This window comes from Chitinophaga sp. 9-1-y, assembly GCF_059511905.2.
This window is the reverse complement of sequence record NZ_CM197955.1, coordinates 6451777-6472458: the sequence shown is the minus strand read 5'-3', so window position 1 is coordinate 6472458 and position 20682 is coordinate 6451777. Positions and strand designations below refer to the sequence as shown.

Genomic DNA, 20682 nt, shown 5'->3' with positions numbered 1-20682 from the left:
CATGTGTAAACGTATTGGTTTGCTGGCACTGCTTTGTTGCCTGGTATTGGTGGCGGATGCACAGTCGCCTTTTCTGCAGCAGTTAATTAAAGACACCCGCCCTGCTATTATTAAGCGCGCCAACCAGGCTTTGCAACAAGCGCCGCAAACTATTACTGCTTTTCGTTGTGAGCGTAGCGCTGGTGGTATACATGATTTTTATTCGGAAGGAGATTACTGGTGGCCGGATCCGGCTCACCCGGATAGTCCTTATATCCAGCGCGACGGCCAATCTAATCCGGATAATTTTGTAGCGCACCGGCAGGCGATGATTCGGCTGAGTCGCGTGATGGGGGCGCTGGCAGCAGGATATTTGGCTACCCGCGACCGTACTTATTTGCAGCAGGCATTGTTGCATGCAAAAGCCTGGTTTGAGGAAGAAGCAACCCGTATGAATCCGTCGCTGCTTTATGCGCAGGCCATAAAAGGCCGGGCCACAGGCCGGGGAATTGGTATTATTGATACCATTCACCTGATGGAAGTGGTGCAGGCATTGCGTATCATGGAAAAGGCCGGGGCTATTCCTTCAGCTGATCTGGCCGCTTTTAAGCAGTGGTTTAGCACCTACCTGCAATGGCTTACCACGCATCCGTATGGGAAAGATGAAATGAATGCGGCTAACAACCACGGCACTTGCTGGGTGATGCAGGTAGCCGCTTTCGCTCGTTTTGTGGACGATAAAGCGTTACTGGATTTTTGTATTGATCGCTATAAAACAGTGTTACTCCCTTCACAAATGGCCGATGATGGCAGCTTTCCGCGTGAACTGAAACGTACTAAACCTTACGGCTACTCGTTGTTTAATCTCGATGCCATGAGTACGTTGTGCCAGTTGCTGAGTACGAAAGAAGATAACCTGTGGCAGTACACCACGGACAATGGACGAAGTATTGGTAAAGGCATCGCATTCCTGTCTCCCTATGTAAAAAATAAAAATAGCTGGCCCTATGCCCACGATGTGATGTACTGGAATAACTGGCCGGTGGCACAGCCCTTCCTGCTATTTGCTGCGGCGGCTTTGCAGCATCCCGCTTATTACCGTTTATGGCGTTCTTTAAACGCCGATCCAACGGAAGAAGAAGTACTGCGGAACCTGCCCGTCAGGAATCCTGTTATCTGGTTTTGAGCACCTTAGAATTTACAATTAATTAAGATTCGGATGGTTATTTTTATTAATATAATTGATTAACTTTAGGGTACTATACACTATGTTTAAACTTTAGAGATATGAGTTGGATGGACGACTTGTATGTAATTTACCAGAAACTGGATGCCACCGGTTGTGAAGAGGTAAAACATAACATTTTAAAAGCCCAGATTGACGGCTGTAACAGAGGCGAAATTTACTTCCTGGTATTACAACAATTGATACGTATTAAAACAGATAAGGCGCCTGTGTATGAATTGATCAAGGGAGAAGTAGAGAGTATTATACACTGTAGTAAAGGCCAATACCTGAACTAGTTATTTTAATTCTTCTATCAGTTTCTGCACTTTAGGGTAATTGGGGGCTTCGGGGGGGATTTTTAGCAGCCACTCCCGGCACTGCTGTTTGCGCCCTTCTTTCAGGTAACTCAATGCCAGGTAAAAGGAAGCTTCATTGCGCAGCTCGTTGCTGTTATTATATACGGCAAGCAGGTCTTTGCGTGCATCCTCCAGTTGGTTCTGATCAATCAATGCCACCCCCCGGTAATAGCGGGCATAGAGATTGCCCGGATTGGCAGTTAATGCTTTATTCAGTAGTACAACGGCTTCATTGAAATGGCCATGGTTAAACTGCACAATGGCTTCTTCGGGCAGGCGTATGCTATCTATATCCGGTATCTGCATTTCGGTAGAAGCAAACTGCCGGTAAATATTTTTTCTCCACGGACTTACATACAGTAAAATGGCCATACCTGCAGCAATCAGTGCAGTAAGTATCACGTAATTGCGGATGGGAGTGGTGTAGTTATCTTTTAGTGTATACCAGGCATTGCGATGTGTAAACAGTAGATGCTGCAATTCATCGCGATTGGTATCGATACATATTTTTTGCGAGAGGAGTTGTCGTACTGCATCAAATCTTTTTACCTGCTGGCTGAGTAGTGCATCTGTTTGTATCCGGCTGGTAAAGGCTTTCCGGTCTGTTTCGTTCATTTGTCCGCTAAGGAAAAGATCTGTTTCCAGCAGGTCTTTTTCTGAAAGGCTGTTCGCTTTTAATTTGGTATCAATATCCCTGAACAGGCTGCGATAGCAGGCAGCTCTGCGTTCCGGCAATTCGTTTACGGGAATATGTGTTTCGGCGGCGATGTCTTCCTGCAGGCATCCTTCCGTGAGTGACCACCGCAGGAGCTCCTTACATTCATCGGATAGGGCGAGGTAGTAGTGATAAGCCAGCCTTCTTTTTTCTCCTTCTTTCAGTACATCTTCTACATCCTGGATATCATCCCTGCTCATAGTAGACAGTTCTTCGGCTTCCAGCCCGGGGATACGTTGTCCGCGTCTTTCCAGTTCCTGTTCCCAGATGCGTTTGCAGAGAAGTTGAAGAAAGGGTTCGAAGTCGGTTACTTTGAGCGGGTGACGTTTGGCGAAGTAATAGATGTCCATCAGGGCTTCTTCAAAGATATGTGCGGCATCTTTTACGTGGCCGCTTTTCTGAAGGATAAACCGCTTTTCCTTGGAGGCAAACCGTTGGTAGATACTTTCTATTACTGCGGGTTTATGGTGAAGCAATCCCTCAATATATTCCTGGTCGTTATGAATTAAAGGTTCAGGTGACATACATATCGTTTTTGCCTTGTTCGTCTTTACTAAAAATATTAAACCTTGCGCAAGTGACCTAATTATTTATTCTGTGTACAAATGCAGTGCCGATGCGGCGGAACTTGTAAGGAAGTTAAGTATCTTGCCGGATGTATCAGCTATAGCCGACAGTATCCATAATAACATGTATCAACCGCCGCAGGATGTCAGTGAACTGATATCAAGATATATACAATCTCCGCAAGATCCGTTTTTACAGGAGCAGGTGGCAGCGTTGGCAGCAGCCGGCCCTGAGCAGGCGGCCTATGTGGAAAGCCGGTTAACGGGGTGGTTGATGCAGGGGGCACCTGTTCACGTGGCAAATGTGGAGCGGTTGGTACCGGTTTTAAGGGAGCCTCCGCGTCGTGGTTGGTCACCCAAATGGATGGCGTGCATCATAGGGTTGGTATTGGCTTTGGGCGGAGTTATTTTTTACTGGTGGCAACCGGCGGCGCGTATGTTGTCGTACGCCAATCATACCGCAGGGTTGGATACCCTGCAGCTGGCAAAGAACAGCCGGGCCATCACCAATAAGGAAACAACCATGGCCTATGCTGCAAAGTTTGATGTAACGCCGGAGCTACAGGTATTTAACGGTGACGCCTATTTCGAAATTCATCAGCCGGAACGCATCCGGATGCAGTTAGATGAACATACCGTTTTATACGCCGCCAATGCCATATTTGGGGTGCATAAAACGGCCACGCTTTTCCAGGTATTGGTGGTAAAGGGAAAGGTAACCCTGGTACCCGATAAGGGCAAGAAAGTACAATTAACGGCCAATATGCAGGCAAAGCGGGAGCTGCATCATACCATACAAAAGAAAACCGTAAAAAGTCAGTCGCAGCTGGCATGGAAAACCGGGCAGCTAAAGTTTCACAATATTCCTTTAGACGAAGTACTGGATGCGGTGAACAGTTATTATGGACTTGAAATACTCGTACCTCCTTCTGCTGATGATTTATATAAGCGCCGGCTCACGGCAGACTTTGAACATCGGTCGGCAGATGAAACCCTGGGGATGTTACGTAAAATGCTGCGTGTGCCGATTGTAAAAGACAGTGCTAACCGGTATTATGTGAGTTTGAAATAGTGTTGAGGGATTAGTCTAATTTTAAGCCGGCATTTAATTTTTTCAGGATGGTTTTCAGTTCTGCCACGCCTTCTACGCCAATAATTTCTTCGTATAACGCCTGTATTTCATCTACGCCTTCATACACATTGATCATAAATTCTTTTCCTTTCTCCGTGAGGAAAATGATGCTGGCGCGGTTATCCGTATCATGTTTACGGGTACCGATATAGTCTTCTGCCACCAGGTTTTTCACCACTTTGCTCATGGCTTGTTTGCTGATACGCGCTTTCCTGGCGAGGTCATTGTTGATGGTGCCCTGCGGATCTATATGCACCAGGAGCGACATATCCCCCAGTTTAAAACTTTGGTAGCCCCGTTGCTGGATCCTGTTGGTAATACGCGTGTCGATATCTTTTTTGAAGAGGTTGATCAGACGGGCCAGGCTATCTGGTCTTTTGGCCAGGCATGCCTCATATCTCGCATCAATAGTTGCGTTCATCGTATTGTAGGTTTGGTAAAGTGTACAGTTGATAAAATGTTATCCTGATGCAATGCTACAAAAAAGCATTGATTTTTCGTGATTATAAAAAGTGTTATAAAAAAGAAGGACCCGCCTTGTTGGTGGGTCCTTTATATTTTTAACGGGTCAGTGTAATTTGTACGCGTAATCAGCCATTACGGTATGTGTTCAAATACGCTTTCTGCCCTGGTATAGCATCTCAGTCCGACGATGGTATTGCTTATCCCCACCTTTACTCTTTGTGCAGACCTGATACTGGTAGACGTCAGTCAATCAGAGCCTAAAGCCCCCGCGATGCCCATTTCCAGGCCACGTAGCTCTGCCAGGCCGCGTAAACGGCCAATGGCGCTATAGCCAGGATTGGTTTTTTTATGGAGGTCATCCAGCATCTGGTGTCCATGATCCGGGCGCATTGGAATAGATACATTGCGGCGTTTCATGGTGAGGAGGATGTTTTTTACTACGGCAAACATGTCTACGTCGCCTTCCAGGTGGTTGGCTTCGTGGAAATTACCCAGGGCATCCCGCTGGGTGCTGCGCAGGTGGATAAAGTGGATATGATCGCCCAGGCGCTCAATCATGCCGGGCAAATCATTATCTGCCCGTACACCGTAGGAGCCGGTGCAGAAGCAAAGGCCATTGGCAGCATAAGGTGCGGCAATCAGCAATTCCCTGGCGTCCTGCTCTGTGCTCACAATACGTGGCAACCCGAAAATCGGGAATGGAGGATCATCGGGGTGGATGGCCAGTTTTACGCCGGCTTCGTCTGCAACAGGGGCTATTTGCTGTAAAAAATAGAACAGGTGCAGTTTTAACTGGGTGGCATCAATGCCTTTGTATTTATCCAATGCCTCCTGGAACTGTTGCAGCGTAAAGCTTTCTTCAGACCCCGGGAGACCGGCAATAATATTTTTTTGCAACAGGCTGCGTGCTTCGCTGGTCATGCTGTCGAAGTGCTCTTTTGCACGGGCGATGTCGTCGTCACTGTAATCTTTGGCTGCATCTGGTCTTTGCAGCATAAACAAATCAAACGCGATGAATGCGGCCTTTTCAAAGCGCAGTGCTTTGGAGCCATCTTCCACTGTGTAGGAAAGATCGGTGCGGGTCCAGTCCAGTACCGGCATAAAGTTATACGTTACCGTACGAATATCGCAGGCTGCCAGGTTACGCAAGGTTTGCTGGTAGTTGTTGATATATTCTCTAAAATTCCCACGCTGTGTTTTAATATCTTCATGCACCGGCACACTTTCTACCACTGACCAGGTAAGACCTGCCGCTTCGATGATGGCTTTTCGCTTTAAGATCTCTTCTCTCGTCCATACCGCTCCATTAGGTACATGGTGCAGTGCTGTTACGATACCAGTAGCGCCAGCCTGTTTTATATCAGACAAGCTAACCGGATCGTTAGGCCCGTACCATCGCCATGTCTGTTCCATTCTCAGCATAATGCAAATACGTTTAGTAAATACAGAATTTCTAATTCCAAACCCCAAAAATATAATCTATCTACACATATACAAACTTTGATTTTAAATTTCAGGCGTATCTGCCGTAATGAGAACAATCATCAGGTCCATCACATTGGTTTGGGTAGGACCTGTAACCAGTAGCCCGCCTGCTTTTGAGAAGAAATGCCAGGCATCGTTGTTGCGTAAAAAACTATTTGCATCCAGTTGCCTGTTTTGGGCCTCCTGCATCGTAGATGCGTCAACGATAGCGCCGGCAGCATCCGTGGGACCATCGCTGCCATCGGTACCTCCGCTTAAAAAAGTGATATGCGGATGTCCTGCCAGGGCAATACCCGCTGCGAGTGCCAACTGCTGATTACGGCCACCAAGGCCATTTCCGGTAACTGTTACGGTGGTTTCTCCTCCCGCTAGCAAGCAGGCAGGAAGCGGCCCATGGTAATGGAGCGCGGTTTGCACCAGCTGATTGGCTACGGCATGTACATCTCCCGTAAGGGTATCAGACAACAGTACCGGATGATAACCCTGCTTTTCCGCCTCTGTGGCGGCGGCTTCCAGCGCAATACGATTGGTGCCCACCAGGTAGTTATGTGTATGTTCGAAATGAGTATCTCCGGGTTTAGGGGTGTCTGCCACCTGGCCGGCTACCCCGTTTTTGATATGCTGCAGCAATGCCGGCGCTATTTTTCCCGGTAAGTGATACTGCTGCAATAATTGTAGCGTATCCGCAAAGGTAGACGGGTCGGGCACTGTGGGGCCGGAACCGATTACACTCAGGTCATCGCCCACCACATCGCTCAGGACAAGGGTACATAACGTAGCCGGATATATGCTTTTGGCCAGCTGCCCACCTTTGATGGCCGATAAATGTTTGCGGACCACATTCATTTCACGGATATCCGCACCGCTGTTGAGCAGGGCTGCAAACAATTGTTGCACTTCCGGCAAAGTACTCCCAGCCGGTACATCGGCTAGCAGTGCGGAAGCGCCGCCAGACAAGAGAAAAATCACCAGGTCTTGTGGCTGTACCTGTGTGGCAATAGTTTGCAGTTTAACGGAAGCGGATACACTGTTTTCATCGGGCACCGGGTGCCCGGCTTCCAGCAGGGTAAGCTGTTGTAACGGCAACGCATGTCCGTATTTGGTGATCACCACGCCCCGTAATGGAAAATGGGGGAGGAGTAACAGCTCCAGCTCCTGTGCCATTGCGGCCGCCGCTTTGCCCGCCCCCAATACCCAAACATGGGCATTTTCCGGGACCGGGTATTCATCTCCCGAAATCTTTATGATACGGGTAGCCGGCAGCACCTGTACATTTTTCCGCATGAGCTCCTGCGGGTGTACAGCCACCACAGCATGTAGAAATATATCCCTGATAGCTGTAGTCGTCATCCTGTTGAAATAAAAAAGCAGTGAGTTATCTCACTGCTTATCCATTTAAAAATAAGTTATTTATGGTTATTGGGGGGTATTTCTCGTTTGTTTTTTTAGCCGCTTCTTTTCCATTTTCTGTTCGAGATGTTCCTTTTTATTCATTTCCCAGTCGTTCCACTTTTTATATTGAGCGGCCGTAAACACGGTTTTAAAGCGTTGGCTGCGTTCAGAATCCAATGCCTTAAACTGTGTCATCCGGTCCTTTTTAGTGAGGTTAGGATTATTTTTTACGGCATCTTTCCGGCGCACAATATCCTCGTTAATCTCATAGGTCTTTTTTGACTGCTCTTTATTCAAGCCAATTTTATGAGAAATTTTATCGGTGATTTTATCGGCCCTTCCCTCTACACTCCAGCGGCCTGTGATATCAGTACTGTCTTTTGTCTGTGCAAAGGCAGTGGTAGTAATTGCTGCCAGTAAACAGATGCGCAGTACTCGTGTATAAATGGAAAAAAACTTCATAGTCAGCAAGAATTATCGATTTTAAACAAACTTAGGACCTAATCCATTGTCAAATTATCCCTTTTTCGTGTGAATCCAAAATTTTAGAACGGCCTACCATTCATAAAAAATATCGTTTTTTGTTAAACTCCGCCTCAATGATTTATTACATTTAAGCAATCAACTAAATCTGAACCGAAAAATTAAAGATTTACATGAAAAGAGCTTTTGAGAAATCCGCGATGGCATTGCTGTCACGATGTTTAACCCATGCCCTGAACCGGTACCGCAGCCAGGTGATTTTGCTGGCCTTACTGGGGAGTGGTACCTATGCCAGTGCGCAGGAAACTTTTCCTGTAAATGGGATTGCGGATCCCCGCGAAGGATGTTTCGCTTTTACACATGCGACCATTGTAAAAGACGCGCAAACCACCCTGCAAAACGCTACACTGGTGATCCGGGACGGAAAAATTATGGCTGCCGATCCGGCTGCCGTTATCCCTAAAGATGCGGTGGTACTGGATTGTAAAGGGAAATATATCTATCCTTCCTTTGTGGATATCTTCAGCAGCTACGGGTTGTCGGAAGCTAAAAAAGGTGGTTCTTCCTGGAATGCAGCACCTCAGTTTCTCTCTAACACCAAAGGGGCATATGGCTGGAATCAGGCTATCCGGAGTGAGGTAAATGCCGTAGATCTGTTTACGGGAGATGATAATAAAGCGGCACCATTACGGGAGGCCGGTTTTGGTACCGTGCTGACCCAACAACCAGATGGTATCGCCCGTGGTACGGCCGCCCTGGTAACGCTGGCTGCTGTGAAAGAGAACAAAGCCATCATCCGTGAAAAAGCAGCCGCCACCTATTCTTTTGATAAAGGCACTTCTACGCAGAACTATCCCAATTCTCTCATGGGGTGTATTGCCCTGCTACGGCAAACTTACCTCGATGCCCAGTGGTATAAATCCCAGCCGGCAAAAGAAGGAGTAAACCTCAGCCTGCAGGCATGGAACGCTAATCAGCAATTGCCGCAGGTATTTGAAGCGGCAGATAAATGGGATGTACTCCGTGCTGACAAAATAGGCGATGAATTTGGCGTACAATATATCATCAAAGCCGGTGGCAACGAATACCAGCGCATTCCTGAAATGCTGGCAACCAAAGCCACGTTCATCCTGCCGCTGAACTTCCCCGGCGCCATCGACATGGAAGACCCCGCAGATGCCCGTTTTGTATCACTGTCGGACATGAAACACTGGGAAATGGCCCCTTCAGAAGCCGGTGCTTTTGAAAAAGCGAATATCCCTTTCTGTTTAACGGCGGCTGATCTGAAAGATGTGAAACAGTTTATGGCCAATGTGCGCAAAGCCATTGCCTATGGCCTCAGCGAACAAAAAGCCCTCGAAGCATTGACCAAAACACCCGCTACCTTGCTGAAAGCATACGATAAAGTAGGAAGCCTGGAAGCCGGCAAACTCGCTAACTTCCTCATTACATCCGGCCCTGTTTTCAGCGAAAAAACAATCCTGTATCAAAACTGGGTGCAGGGTAACCGCTACATCATCAAAGGAGATGGCTGGAACGATATACGCGGTATCTATACTGTTACCCTCACGCCAGGCAACAGCTACAGCGTGGAGGTGAGAGGCACGGCCAGCGCTCCGCTGCTGTCGGTACTGCAAAAAGATACCCTCCCCGGACGCATCGATGTGAATGGTAAACTGGTGTCTATGTCTTTGCCCCTGGCAAAAAACAGCAAAAGCAGCATTCGCCTCAGTGGTATTATCGGTGGTAACAACTGGACTGGTACAGGCGCCGATACCAGTGGCAACCCCGTTAAATGGTCCGCAGTATTTGTGAGTAATGCCACCGAGAAAGCAGAAACGGTGAAGAAAGAACCTGCTCCCACCACAGGCTCGCTCCTGTTTCCGTTCAACGGCTATGGCTGGGAAAAGTTGCCTAAACAGGAAGACCTGCTCATCAAAAATGCCACCGTTTGGACCAACGAAAAAGAAGGTAAACTTGAAAACACCGATGTATTATTACGCAATGGCAAAATTGCCCAGGTAGGGAAAAACCTTTCCGCCGGCAACGCCCGTGTGATTGACGGTACCGGCAAACATGTATCTGCCGGTATCATCGACGAACACTCACATATTGCTATCAGCAAAGGTGTCAACGAATCATCACAGTCTGTTACCGCCGAAGTACGGATTGCCGACGTATTGAATCCCGATGATGTGAACATATACCGCCAACTCAGCGGCGGCGTAACGGCTTCCCATTTATTACATGGCAGTGCCAACGCCATTGGCGGCCAGTCGCAGCTGATCAAACTGCGCTGGGGTCAAAACGCGGAAGACCTGAAAGTCACCAACTGGGACCCTTTCATCAAATTTGCCCTTGGTGAAAACGTGAAGCAATCCAACTGGGGCGAACGTAATACCGTACGTTTTCCACAAACCAGGATGGGGGTAGAGCAGATTTATGTAGATGCGTTTACCCGTGCCCGTGACTATGAAAAGCAAGGTGCCGGCAAACGCCGCGATCTTGAACTGGACGCACTGGTAGAGATTTTACACCAGCAACGTTTCATTACCTGCCACTCTTATGTACAGAGCGAAATCAATATGCTCATGCATGTGGCAGACAGTTTCCATTTCCGTGTCAATACATTTACCCACATCCTCGAAGGATATAAAGTTGCCGATAAAATGAAAGCCCATGGCGCCGGCGCCGGTACCTTCGCCGATTGGTGGGCCTATAAAATGGAAGTACAGGATGCTATTCCTTACAATGCTGCTATCATGCACCAGGTAGGCGTAGTTACCGCCATCAATTCCGATGATGCAGAAATGGCCCGTCGCCTGAACCAGGAAGCCGCCAAAACTATTCGCTATGGTGGCGTAAGCGAGGAAGATGCCCTCAAAATGGTGACCCTCCATCCTGCCAAACTGCTGCATGTGGATAACCGCATGGGCAGCATCAAAGTAGGGAAAGATGCCGACCTGGTAATATGGAGCGATAACCCGCTGAGCATTTACGCCAAGGCAGAAAAAACCATTGTAGATGGTATCGTGGAATTTGACCGCGATAATGATTTGCTGTTACGTAAACGCATCGCCGCAGAACGTAACCGCCTTACCCAGCTGCTGCTGTCGGAAAAGAAGAAAGGCACGCCTACACAAAAGGCTTCTTTTGTAGCGGATGAAATGTACCACTGTGAAGACTTACAGGGAGGACACCAGCAAGCTATCGGCTACTAATTATTAAAAGCTACACGCAAAAATGCAAACAGCGATGAAACGACATTTGATTTTATTCGGCCTGGCAATAGGGGTACATACCGCCAATGCGCAGGAAACTATATCACCGGCTACGCCACAGGACAAGCCGGTATATCTTACCAACGCCACTATCCATGTAGGCAATGGGGAGGTGATTAATAACGGCACCATTGCTTTCAGCAAAGGAAAAATTACTGCCGTAGGCAATAATGTACCTGCAGGCGGCAGCGATGCTACCATCCTGGATTTGAAAGGACAGCATGTATATCCGGGCATCATTGCACCGGAATCTAAACTGGGACTGGTGGAATTTGAAAGCGTTCGGGCTACCATCGATGCAAGGGAAGTAGGGGAAATCAATCCTTCTGTACGCTCCATCATAGCCTATAATGCCGATTCAAAAGTGATTAATACCCTGCGCTCCAATGGTATACTGCTGGCGCAGGTAACACCGGAAGGTGGCCTGATCAGCGGTACTTCTTCCGTGGTACAACTGGATGCCTGGAACTGGGAGGATGCGGCCTATAAAACAGATAATGCACTGCATTTTTATATGCCCAGTCTGCTCCCGGTTGCCAGTAGTGGCCGTGGAGGAAGCGCTTCTACTGACCGGGTGAAAGCAGCCATGGATCAGATTGAACAGGTGAGGGCATTTTTCCGTGATGCGCGTGCGTATCAACAGGAATCAAAACATCCGGCTACCAACCTGAAGTTTGAGGCCATGCGCAAGCTGTTTACCCGGGAGCAAAAGTTGTTTATCCATTGCGACCTGGTAAAGGAAATGCTGATGGCCATTGATTTTGCGAAAGAATTTAACCTGGACATGGCCATTGTTGGTGGTAGCGATGCCTGGCTCATTGCAGATATCCTGAAGCAAAATAATGTGCCCGTAATATTAACGCAGCCACATAGCCTGCCCATTATGCAGGACGATGATGTGGACCAGCCTTACAAAACTGCCGCCCAATTGCAGAAAGCTGGCGTACTGTTTTGTTTGAGCAACGACGGTTTCTGGCAGCAACGTAACCTGGGGTATGAAGCTGGTACTGCCGGCACCTATGGCCTCAGCAAAGAAGAAGCGCTTACTGCCATTACTTTGAATGCCGCTAAAATACTCGGTATTGATAAAACCACCGGCTCCCTGGAAGCAGGCAAAGATGCTAATATTGCTATCAGTGCCGGCGATATCATGGACATGAAATCAAGTGTTATCAGCAAAGCATTTATCCAGGGCCGGGAAATTAACCTGGATAATAAGCAGAAGCAGTTGTATGAGAAATATGAAAAGAAGTATGGACTAAAATAATGGGGTGTAAGTATAAAAAAGAAAAGGCCTCCGCTATTAGCGGGGCCTTTCTTTTTATGTGTAAGGTTTATACCGTTTGAACAACGATATATGTTTTCCCTTTTTGCAACAGGATATATTTATCTCTCAGTAAAGACTCGGTATTTACCACCATGTCGATGCCGGAAGCCTTTACTTTATTGACGCTTACGCCGCCGCCCTGCACCATTTTACGTGCTTCGCTTTTGCTGGGGAGTAAACCGCTTTCTGCAGCCAGGCTTACAATGTCTTTACCTGCTTCAATATCTGCCCTGGCGATGTCATACTTTGGAATGTTATTGAGCAAATCCATCAGATCTTCTTCGGAGAGGGACGACAATAATGCCGCCGTGTCCTTATTGAATAAAATAGAAGATGCTTCTACCGCAAAGTTGTAATTTTCTTCACCATGAATGAAAGTGGTTACTTCTTTGGCCAGGCGTTTTTGCAGCAGTCGCTGTCCCGCGTCCTGTCTGTGTTGTGCAATCAGGTCTTCTATTTCGGATTGTTCCATGAAAGTGAAGATCCGGATATAGCTTTCTGCATCCACATCGGTTGTTCTCAGCCAGAACTGGTAGAACGCGTATGGCGAGGTGCGTTTAGCATCCAGCCATACAGTACCTGATTCGGTTTTTCCGAATTTGGTGCCATCTGCTTTCTTAATCAGGGGACAGGTAAAGGCGAAGGCTTCACCGCGGGCTTTCCGGCGTACCAGTTCCGTACCGGTAACAATGTTACCCCACTGATCCGAGCCACCCATCTGCAGTTTACAGTTTTTGGCCGTATATAAATGATAGAAATCGTAACCCTGTATCAGTTGATAGGTGAATTCCGTGAAAGACATCCCGTTGTCGCCTTCGATTCTCTTTTTCACAGAATCTTTGGCCATCATATAGTTAACGGTGATGTGTTTACCCGTATCGCGAATAAAATCGAGGAAGGAAATGTGTTGGAACCAGTCGAAGTTATTCACCATTTCTGCCGCATTTGGTTTGGCAGGATCAAAGTCGAGGAAGCGTTCGAGCTGCGCTTTGATACCATTTACATTTTTTTGCAGGGTATCGAGGTCCAGCATCTTTCTTTCTTCCGCTTTAAAGGAGGGGTCGCCTACCATACCGGTAGCGCCGCCCACCAGCGCGAGGGGCTTATGTCCTGCCTTTTGCAGGTGCACGAGCAGCAGAATAGGCACCAGGCTCCCGATGTGCAAGGACTCCGCAGTAGGGTCAAAACCAATATAAGCAGTGGTCATTTCCTTTTGCAGTTGCTCTTCCGTGCCAGGCATCATATCCTGTAGCATACCCCGCCAGCGCAGTTCTTCTATCAGATTCATGATTTTAATAACAATTTTTGCAAACCTACATAAAATTCACAGGATTCGCCCATTTTAAGGCTGTCCCCGGTCAGATCTGGTAATATCTGCGTAAATTTATAATGGCAGCCTATGGCTGATTCATCCATCTTGCGTTAATTCATCTGATAACTATTCCTCATTCTCCCCAAAACTCCTTGTTTTATGAAAAGCTTACTATTAATTGTGTTAGGTTGCTGTGGCATCACCCCCTTACTGGCACAGGACTGTAAAGGTTTTTATTACCTGCTCAACAATGCGGAAATTGAAATGACGGTATACGATGCCACCGGTGCCGCCACTGGCAAAACCATTTATAAAGTGAATAATGTGCATAAAGATGGTGACGGCCTCATTTCAGATTTCTCTAATACGTATTATGATAAAAACAATAAACAGGTTAACAGCAGCACCGGGCATTTTAAATGTAGTGGTAACACGGCGGCGATAGATATGAAAATGAGTGTTCCTGCAGCACCCAATAGTATGTCTGACACTAAAATAGAAGGTAAAAGCAATGCGGCTTTTCTCGATTATCCTTCTCATATGACAGTAGGACAGGAACTTCCTGGTGGTTCTTTCGAAATGAAAAATAACGTGAAAGGCATGGAAATGGTGCTCCGTTATACTATCAGTAACCGCAAAGTGACCGGCCGGGAAACAGTTACTACCGCAGCCGGTAGCTGGAATTGCTATGTCATTAATTACGATCTGAATTTTCAGATGACCATGATGAATAAGGTGGTGCCCATGAAGTTTAGTGCTACGGAGTGGTTTGCATCCGGTTTTGGTCCGGTTAAAACTGCCTCTTTTAAAGAGGGAAAAAAGATGGGAGGGACGTTGATTACAGGGCTGAAGAAATAATTTACAGACGTAAAAAAGGCTGATTAAAAAGAAAGTGCCACGTTGGTACCCATCTTCTTAATCAGCCTTTCCTGGTTATTATTATATGTTTTTCAGGCATTTCGCTAAACTATCTCTCCAATAAGGAATAGTAATGCCGAAAGTGCTTTTAATTTTTTCCTTGTTTAATACGCTGTATGCCGGGCGTTTTGCTGCCGTCTTGTACTTGTCTGAAGTAACAGGTAAAATGGTAGTGGTAGCGTTGATCATTTCTTTAATGGTCACTGCAAAGTCGTACCAGCTGCACACGCCCTCATTGCTGTAGTGATACACACCGCCAACGGTTGCATCCGGGTTGCCTGCCTTGTATTGGAGCACATCCAGGATCGTCTTAGCCAGATCTGTGGCATAAGTAGGCGTACCTATCTGATCAAATACCACATTTAACTCGGGTCTTTCCTGCATCAGTTCTTTCATACGTTTGGCGAAATTAACGCCATATTCAGAGTAAAGCCAGGAAGTGCGGATAACGATGGTATTTTCATTGTAGCCCGTTGCGGCTGCTTCTCCACGTACTTTAGACGCGCCATAAATGCTTTGCGGATCGGTATCGTCTGTTTCTGAATAGGGTAGATATTGCTTACCGCTGAATACATAGTCGGTAGAAATATGTACCAGCTGGGTATTGTATTGGGCGCATATTTCCGCCAGGCTGAGTACCGCCTGGAAGTTCAGCAAAAAGGCATTGTCTTCATCTTCTTCTGCTTTATCTACCGCGGTATAGGCTGCACAGTTGATACAGGCATCAATTTGTTGGGTGGAGAAATAAGCAGCGAGTGCATCTGCATTTGTGATATCCAGGTCCTGGAAATCAGTAAAAAGCAGGTTGAATTGTGGATAGGCGCTGGCTATTTTTTGTAGCGTCTGTCCCAATTGACCGTTGCCGCCGGTAACAAGAATGTTTTTCATAGCAAATGATCAGCTGTTAAAAATAAAATTATGTTGTATCTCTGCCAGGGTTGGCAGTACCAGGTCCTTTTCAGAAACAACGGCGTCTTTAAGGTCAATACCCCAGTCGATGTTCAGTGCGGGATCATTATAAATAATTCCCCCTTCGCTGCCTTTTTGGTAGAAATTATCGCATTTGTACATCACTTCTGCGATTTCGCTGATAACGGCATAACCATGCGCAAATCCTTTCGGAACCAGCAGTTGTAGCTTATTAGCAGCACTCAGTTCGATGGAAAAAGATTTACCATAGGTGGGAGATCCTTTACGGATATCTACTACCACATCTATAATGCTACCTTCTAACACCCGGATTAATTTGGTTTGTGCGTAAGGTTCCAGCTGGTAATGCAACCCACGCAAAACACCATAGGAAGACCGTGCCTGGTTATCCTGAACAAATTGGTAGGTAATGCCGGCATCGCTGAAAGTATTGGCGTTATAGCTTTCAAAGAAATAGCCGCGATGATCGCCATGCACCTTTGGTTCATAAATCAGTAAGCCTGGTATTGTGGTTTGTTGAAAGCCCATAGATAGTGATAATAGCAGTTAACCACCAGCTTTTAGCTATTAGTCAATGCTACGATTGACCAATAGCTAAAAGCTAATAGCTATCTCTTTTTATATTGTTCGTTATAATATTGTTGGTAAGCTCCGCTGGTAACATGATTGAGCCAGGTTTCATTTTCCAGGTACCAATCTACGGTTTTTTCCAGGCCTTCCTCGAATTGCAGCGATGGCGCCCAACCTAACTCTTTATTGAGTTTGGTAGCGTCAATAGCATAGCGGAGATCATGACCTGCGCGATCTTTCACAAAAGTGATCAGCTGAGCTGAAGTACCTTCCGGTCTTCCCAGTTTTTTATCCATGATCTCACATAATAAGCGGATGAGATCAATGTTTTTCCATTCGTTAAAGCCTCCAACGTTGTAGGTTTCTCCAATTTTTCCCTGGTGGAAAATAGTGTCAATAGCCCTTGCATGGTCATTTACAAATAACCAGTCACGTATATTTTCACCTTTACCGTAAACTGGTACCGGCTTATTGTTTTTGATATTGTGAATAGCCAGTGGTATCAGTTTCTCGGGGAAATGATGGGAACCATAATTATTGGAGCAGTTGGAAATTACTACCGGTAAATGATAAGTGTGATGGTAAGCCATCACAAAATGATCAGAACTGGCTTTGGAAGCGGAATATGGTGAGCGGGGATCATAGGCGGTTGTTTCCAGAAAAAAACCTTCGTCGCCTAATGAACCATACACTTCATCGGTAGATACATGGTAGAAAAGTTTTCCTTCCATATTATCTTTCCAGTGTTTCCGTGCATTGTTCAGTAATATCGCTGTACCCAGGACATTTGTTTTGATAAATGCCAGCGGATCCATGATGGACCTATCCACATGGCTTTCGGCAGCCAGGTGAATAACACCATCAAACTGATATTTCTCAAAAAGATCATTGATGAAAGGCTCATCAGTAATATCACCCTTCTCGAAAGTATAATTCGCTTTATCTTTTACATCTGCCAGGTTTTCCAGGTTACCAGCATACGTGAGTGCATCCAGGTTTACGATCTGGTAGTCAGGATATTTATTTACAAATAGCCGGACTACGTGTGAACCAATAAATCCGGCTCCGCCTGTAATCAATATTTTCCGCTTCATCCAGGTTGAGATTTTATTTTAATGCTTCTTTAAAGTACTCATAAGTGATCTTTAAACCTTCCTGCCTGCTTACTTTAGGCTCCCAGCCAAGCAGCGTACGGGCTTTGGTAATATCTGGCTGGCGCTGCTTAGGATCATCTTTAGGTAATGGATGATAAACAATTTTCTGTTTAGATCCGGTTAAAGCAATAATTTCTTCTGCAAACTGGTTCAGGGTAATTTCCTGGGGATTACCAATATTTACAGGGAGGTGGTAATCACTTAATAATAGCCGGTAGATGCCTTCTACCAGGTCATCCACATAACAGAAAGAACGTGTTTGGCTACCATCACCAAATACAGTCAGGTCCTGTCCATTCAGCGCCTGGCTCATAAATGCCGGTAAAGCACGACCATCATTGAGTCGCATACGCGGGCCATAAGTATTGAAGATACGTATGATACGGGTATCTACCCCATGAAAATTATGGTAAGCCATGGTAATAGATTCCAGGAACCTTTTGGCTTCATCGTATACTCCTCTTGGTCCTACCGGGTTTACATTACCCCAATATTCTTCCGGTTGTGGATGTACGTTGGGATCGCCATATACTTCCGAGGTAGAAGCCACGAGGATACGTGCCTTCTTTTCTTTTGCCAAACCAAGCAGGTTATGGGTACCCAGGGAACCTACCTTCAGTGTCTGAATAGGCATCTTCAGGTAATCTATCGGGCTGGCGGGAGAGGCAAAATTCAATATATAATCCAGCTTTCCCGGAACATGTACGAACTTGGTTACATCATGGTGATAGTATTCAAAGTCCGGTAAGGGAAAAAGGTGCTCAATGTTTTTGATATTACCTGTGAGCAGGTTATCCATGGCAATAACATGGTAGCCTTCTTTTATAAAACGATCGCAAAGGTGAGAACCCAGAAACCCGGCTGCACCAGCAATAAGAATTCTTTTCTTTTCCATATGTCAGGTATAAGTAGTTAGAGAATAGCAGGTATACGTCCAACACTTTCGTAATGATATCCTAATTCTTTCATGCGAGCTACTTCAAAAAGATTTCTGCCGTCAAAGATAGCACGGTGCTTTAAGCTGGCGGAAATTTTATGGAAGTCCGGTGTTCTGAATACGCTCCATTCTGTAGCAATGATCAGTGCATCTGCATTTTCCAGGCAGGTATACTGATGTTCTGCATAAGTAATTTTATCACCTACTACCTGTTTTACATTATTCATGGCTTCCGGATCAAAAACGCTTACAGTAGCTCCTGCTGCCAGTAAAGCATCAATGATGTATAAAGCAGGCGCTTCCCGGATATCATCTGTATTAGGTTTAAAGGCAAGACCCCACAGTGCAAAATGTCTGCCGGTAAGGTTGTTGTTAAAGAATGCTTTTATTTTAGGCAGTAAGAAGAGTTTTTGTTTCTCGTTAACATCCATCACTGCATTCAGGATCTTAAAATCATATGCCACATCTTCAGACGATTTTACCAGTGCCTGCACATCTTTAGGAAAGCAGCTACCGCCATAACCTATGCCAGGGAAAAGAAAGCGCTTACCAATACGGTCATCGCTACCAATACCTCTGCGCACCATATCTACGTCGGCGCCCAGTTTTTCACAGAGTACCGCAATTTCATTCATAAAGGAAATCTTGGTGGCCAGGAAGGAATTGGCGGCATACTTGGTCAGTTCTGCCGATTTTTCGTCCATGAACAAAATGGGATTTCCCTGTCTTACGAAAGGCGCATACAATTCTCCCATCACTTTGCGGGCCCTTTCAGAAGTGGTACCAATTACTACCCGGTCTGGCTTCATAAAATCGTCTACAGCAACGCCTTCGCGTAAAAATTCGGGGTTGGATACCACATCAAATGGGGTAGTACAGTTTGCGGCGATAGCAGCAGTTACTTTTTCTGCGGTGCCAACCGGTACTGTACTCTTGTCGACTATTACTTTGTAGTCTGTCATGATCCTGCCTAAATGCGCTGCTACATTCAGCACAAAAGAAAGATCTGCTGCGCCATCTGCTCCGGGAGGAGTAGGTAATGCCAGGAAAATAACTTCTGCTTCTTTGATACCTTCTTCCAGGCTGGTTGTAAAAAATAAACGTCCTTCTTTGAGGTTACGTTCAAATAGCTTTTCCAGTCCAGGCTCGTAAATGGTAATCTTGCCCTCTGATAGTTTTTTTACTTTGTTAGCATCAATGTCTACGCAGGTGACATCGTTTCCTGTTTCGGCAAAACAGGTACCGGTTACGAGACCTACGTAACCAGTACCTACTACTGTAATCTTCATGTGGGGGGATTGTTTAAAAATGATTTAACGGACTGGATAATGTGTTCCAGTTGATCGGCATCCATTTCAGTGTGTATCGGCAAGGAAATCACCTTGGTGGTGAGATTATCGGTTACAGGGAGATCGAAGGAAGCACCGCCGAAATGCTCGAACATTTTTTGACGGTGACCAGGAACCGGATAGTAAATCATAGCAGGTACACCTTTGGTAGAAAGGTATTGCTGCATTTCATTTCTATCTGCTCCGTTTAATTGAAGGGTGTATTGATGAAATACGTGATAGCTATATGGGGCGCGATAAGGCGTTGTAATTTGTGGCATATCGGCAAATGCTGCGTCGTAGGCATCTGCTACAGCACGACGGGCATTGACGTATTCATCGAGTAGTGGCAACTTGATATTTAATACTGCTGCCTGTACGGAGTCCAAACGGGAGTTGCAGCCTACTACATCATGATAATAGCGGGCAGATTGTCCATGATTGGCTACCATACGGAGTTGCGCAGCTATAGCATCATCGTTTGTGAAGATAGCGCCACCATCACCATAGCAACCCAGGTTTTTGGAAGGGAAGAAAGAAGTACAGCCAATATGACCAATAGTACCCGCTTTCTTCTTAGTACCATCTTTAAATGTGTAATCTGCACCAATAGCCTGTGCATTATCTTCAATTACAAACAGGTTGTGTTTAGCTGCCAGCGCCATCAATGGCTCCATATCTGCTACATGACCATACAGGTGTACCGGCACAATCGCCTTGGTTTTGGGAGTAATGGCTTTTTCTACCGCCGCTACGTCCAGGCAATATGTTTGTGGGTCCACGTCCACAAAAACAGGTTTCAGATGTAAGAGTGCAATCACTTCTGCGGTGGCAATAAAAGTAAAAGAAGGGGTGATTACTTCATCGCCGGGCTGCAGACCCAGTGCCATCATGGCAATTTGAAGTGCGTCAGTTCCGTTGGCGCAAGGAATCACATGCTTCGCGCCCAGGTACGATTGTAATGCTCCGGCAAATTGCTGCACGGCGCCGCCATTAATAAAAGCGGAGCTTTCCAAAACTTCTTCGATGGCTGCATCTACCTGGGGTTTAATCTTCGTATACTGGCGTTTCAAGTCCACCATCTGAATAGGAACCATATGATCGTATATTTTTATTTTGTTTAA

General features: G+C 46.2%; 18 protein-coding genes. 6 read left to right on the top strand and 12 right to left on the bottom strand.

Annotation, left to right across the window (positions count from 1 at the left end; genetic code table 11):
* Window position 1: 1 nt before the first annotated feature.
* Entirely contained in the window at window positions 2-1165 is a 1164-nt protein-coding gene (locus AC5ZC7_RS25660; RefSeq protein ID WP_496158210.1) for an alginate lyase family protein, read from the top strand.
* A gap of 101 nt (window positions 1166-1266) precedes the next feature.
* Window positions 1267-1503 carry a hypothetical protein gene (locus tag AC5ZC7_RS25655; protein WP_496158211.1) on the top strand — a complete coding sequence of 79 codons (237 nt, stop codon included), beginning with the start codon at window positions 1267-1269 and terminating at the stop codon, window positions 1501-1503.
* Here AC5ZC7_RS25655 and AC5ZC7_RS25650 read toward each other — a convergent pair whose 3' ends face one another.
* On the bottom strand, window positions 1504-2802 hold the full coding sequence (locus tag AC5ZC7_RS25650; RefSeq protein WP_496158212.1) for a tetratricopeptide repeat protein: 1299 nt from the start codon (window positions 2800-2802) through the stop codon (window positions 1504-1506).
* 73 nt (window positions 2803-2875) lie between these two features.
* On the opposite strand from AC5ZC7_RS25650, the gene AC5ZC7_RS25645 reads away from it, so the two are divergent.
* Complete coding sequence (locus tag AC5ZC7_RS25645; protein WP_496158213.1) at window positions 2876-3916, top strand: FecR family protein; 1041 nt, start codon at window positions 2876-2878, stop codon at window positions 3914-3916.
* Between the two features lie 10 nt (window positions 3917-3926).
* Here the strand turns inward: AC5ZC7_RS25645 and AC5ZC7_RS25640 are convergent, their stop codons facing one another.
* The 4 genes from AC5ZC7_RS25640 to AC5ZC7_RS25625 all read right to left on the bottom strand — a co-directional run bounded on the left by AC5ZC7_RS25640 (window position 3927) and on the right by AC5ZC7_RS25625 (window position 7780).
* Entirely contained in the window at window positions 3927-4397 is a 471-nt protein-coding gene (locus AC5ZC7_RS25640; RefSeq protein ID WP_496158214.1) for a MarR family transcriptional regulator, read from the bottom strand.
* A 290-nt stretch (window positions 4398-4687) separates the two neighbouring features.
* Window positions 4688-5863: a mannonate dehydratase gene (gene uxuA, locus AC5ZC7_RS25635; protein ID WP_496158215.1), complete on the bottom strand. Its 1176-nt coding sequence runs from the start codon at window positions 5861-5863 to the stop codon at window positions 4688-4690.
* Between the two features lie 84 nt (window positions 5864-5947).
* Window positions 5948-7276: a DUF4147 domain-containing protein gene (locus tag AC5ZC7_RS25630; RefSeq protein ID WP_496158216.1), complete on the bottom strand. Its 1329-nt coding sequence runs from the start codon at window positions 7274-7276 to the stop codon at window positions 5948-5950.
* A gap of 66 nt (window positions 7277-7342) precedes the next feature.
* Complete coding sequence (locus tag AC5ZC7_RS25625; RefSeq protein WP_496158217.1) at window positions 7343-7780, bottom strand: DUF4890 domain-containing protein; 438 nt, start codon at window positions 7778-7780, stop codon at window positions 7343-7345.
* 194 nt (window positions 7781-7974) lie between these two features.
* Between AC5ZC7_RS25625 and AC5ZC7_RS25620 the strand changes: the two genes are divergently transcribed.
* Window positions 7975-11022, top strand: a complete 3048-nt coding sequence (locus tag AC5ZC7_RS25620) for an amidohydrolase family protein (protein ID WP_496158218.1) — start codon at window positions 7975-7977, stop codon at window positions 11020-11022.
* A 34-nt stretch (window positions 11023-11056) separates the two neighbouring features.
* A complete protein-coding gene (locus AC5ZC7_RS25615; protein WP_496158219.1) occupies window positions 11057-12349 on the top strand; it encodes an amidohydrolase family protein in 1293 nt (430 codons plus the stop codon).
* A 67-nt stretch (window positions 12350-12416) separates the two neighbouring features.
* Here AC5ZC7_RS25615 and tyrS read toward each other — a convergent pair whose 3' ends face one another.
* Window positions 12417-13697, bottom strand: a complete 1281-nt coding sequence (gene tyrS, locus AC5ZC7_RS25610; RefSeq protein WP_496158220.1) for a tyrosine--tRNA ligase — start codon at window positions 13695-13697, stop codon at window positions 12417-12419.
* A gap of 183 nt (window positions 13698-13880) precedes the next feature.
* On the opposite strand from tyrS, the gene AC5ZC7_RS25605 reads away from it, so the two are divergent.
* On the top strand, window positions 13881-14579 hold the full coding sequence (locus AC5ZC7_RS25605; protein WP_496158221.1) for a TapB family protein: 699 nt from the start codon (window positions 13881-13883) through the stop codon (window positions 14577-14579).
* Between the two features lie 81 nt (window positions 14580-14660).
* Here the strand turns inward: AC5ZC7_RS25605 and rfbD are convergent, their stop codons facing one another.
* From rfbD to AC5ZC7_RS25575, 6 genes are all read right to left on the bottom strand, one after another.
* Window positions 14661-15527 carry a dTDP-4-dehydrorhamnose reductase gene (gene rfbD / locus AC5ZC7_RS25600; protein WP_496158222.1) on the bottom strand — a complete coding sequence of 289 codons (867 nt, stop codon included), beginning with the start codon at window positions 15525-15527 and terminating at the stop codon, window positions 14661-14663.
* A gap of 9 nt (window positions 15528-15536) precedes the next feature.
* The gene (rfbC, locus tag AC5ZC7_RS25595) at window positions 15537-16097 is read right to left on the bottom strand and encodes a dTDP-4-dehydrorhamnose 3,5-epimerase (RefSeq protein WP_496158223.1); all 561 of its coding nucleotides are present in this window, start codon (window positions 16095-16097) and stop codon (window positions 15537-15539) included.
* A gap of 80 nt (window positions 16098-16177) precedes the next feature.
* Window positions 16178-17233, bottom strand: coding sequence for a dTDP-glucose 4,6-dehydratase (gene rfbB / locus AC5ZC7_RS25590; RefSeq protein ID WP_496158224.1), 1056 nt, complete (start codon window positions 17231-17233; stop codon window positions 16178-16180).
* 13 nt (window positions 17234-17246) lie between these two features.
* Complete coding sequence (locus AC5ZC7_RS25585; protein WP_496158225.1) at window positions 17247-18188, bottom strand: GDP-mannose 4,6-dehydratase; 942 nt, start codon at window positions 18186-18188, stop codon at window positions 17247-17249.
* 17 nt (window positions 18189-18205) lie between these two features.
* Window positions 18206-19519, bottom strand: coding sequence for a nucleotide sugar dehydrogenase (locus tag AC5ZC7_RS25580; RefSeq protein ID WP_496158226.1), 1314 nt, complete (start codon window positions 19517-19519; stop codon window positions 18206-18208).
* Window positions 19516-20655, bottom strand: coding sequence for an aminotransferase class I/II-fold pyridoxal phosphate-dependent enzyme (locus tag AC5ZC7_RS25575; protein ID WP_496158227.1), 1140 nt, complete (start codon window positions 20653-20655; stop codon window positions 19516-19518). Before AC5ZC7_RS25575 ends, AC5ZC7_RS25580 begins: the two co-directional genes overlap by 4 nt.
* Window positions 20656-20682: the final 27 nt, after the last annotated feature.

What these genes read in the sequence shown, in the direction of transcription:
- uxuA (WP_496158215.1), bottom strand. Translation starts at nt 5,863, where the DNA reads ATGCTGAGAATGGAACAGACATGGCGATGGTACGGGCCTAACGATCCG.
- rfbB (WP_496158224.1), bottom strand. Translation starts at nt 17,233, where the DNA reads ATGAAGCGGAAAATATTGATTACAGGCGGAGCCGGATTTATTGGTTCA.
- AC5ZC7_RS25615 (WP_496158219.1), top strand. Translation starts at nt 11,057, where the DNA reads ATGAAACGACATTTGATTTTATTCGGCCTGGCAATAGGGGTACATACC.
- AC5ZC7_RS25630 (WP_496158216.1), bottom strand. Translation starts at nt 7,276, where the DNA reads ATGACGACTACAGCTATCAGGGATATATTTCTACATGCTGTGGTGGCT.
- AC5ZC7_RS25605 (WP_496158221.1), top strand. Translation starts at nt 13,881, where the DNA reads ATGAAAAGCTTACTATTAATTGTGTTAGGTTGCTGTGGCATCACCCCC.
- AC5ZC7_RS25575 (WP_496158227.1), bottom strand. Translation starts at nt 20,655, where the DNA reads ATGGTTCCTATTCAGATGGTGGACTTGAAACGCCAGTATACGAAGATT.
- AC5ZC7_RS25620 (WP_496158218.1), top strand. Translation starts at nt 7,975, where the DNA reads ATGAAAAGAGCTTTTGAGAAATCCGCGATGGCATTGCTGTCACGATGT.
- AC5ZC7_RS25655 (WP_496158211.1), top strand. Translation starts at nt 1,267, where the DNA reads ATGAGTTGGATGGACGACTTGTATGTAATTTACCAGAAACTGGATGCC.
- AC5ZC7_RS25625 (WP_496158217.1), bottom strand. Translation starts at nt 7,780, where the DNA reads ATGAAGTTTTTTTCCATTTATACACGAGTACTGCGCATCTGTTTACTG.
- rfbD (WP_496158222.1), bottom strand. Translation starts at nt 15,527, where the DNA reads ATGAAAAACATTCTTGTTACCGGCGGCAACGGTCAATTGGGACAGACG.
- tyrS (WP_496158220.1), bottom strand. Translation starts at nt 13,697, where the DNA reads ATGAATCTGATAGAAGAACTGCGCTGGCGGGGTATGCTACAGGATATG.
- AC5ZC7_RS25640 (WP_496158214.1), bottom strand. Translation starts at nt 4,397, where the DNA reads ATGAACGCAACTATTGATGCGAGATATGAGGCATGCCTGGCCAAAAGA.
- AC5ZC7_RS25660 (WP_496158210.1), top strand. Translation starts at nt 2, where the DNA reads ATGTGTAAACGTATTGGTTTGCTGGCACTGCTTTGTTGCCTGGTATTG.
- AC5ZC7_RS25650 (WP_496158212.1), bottom strand. Translation starts at nt 2,802, where the DNA reads ATGTCACCTGAACCTTTAATTCATAACGACCAGGAATATATTGAGGGA.
- rfbC (WP_496158223.1), bottom strand. Translation starts at nt 16,097, where the DNA reads ATGGGCTTTCAACAAACCACAATACCAGGCTTACTGATTTATGAACCA.
- AC5ZC7_RS25580 (WP_496158226.1), bottom strand. Translation starts at nt 19,519, where the DNA reads ATGAAGATTACAGTAGTAGGTACTGGTTACGTAGGTCTCGTAACCGGT.
- AC5ZC7_RS25585 (WP_496158225.1), bottom strand. Translation starts at nt 18,188, where the DNA reads ATGGAAAAGAAAAGAATTCTTATTGCTGGTGCAGCCGGGTTTCTGGGT.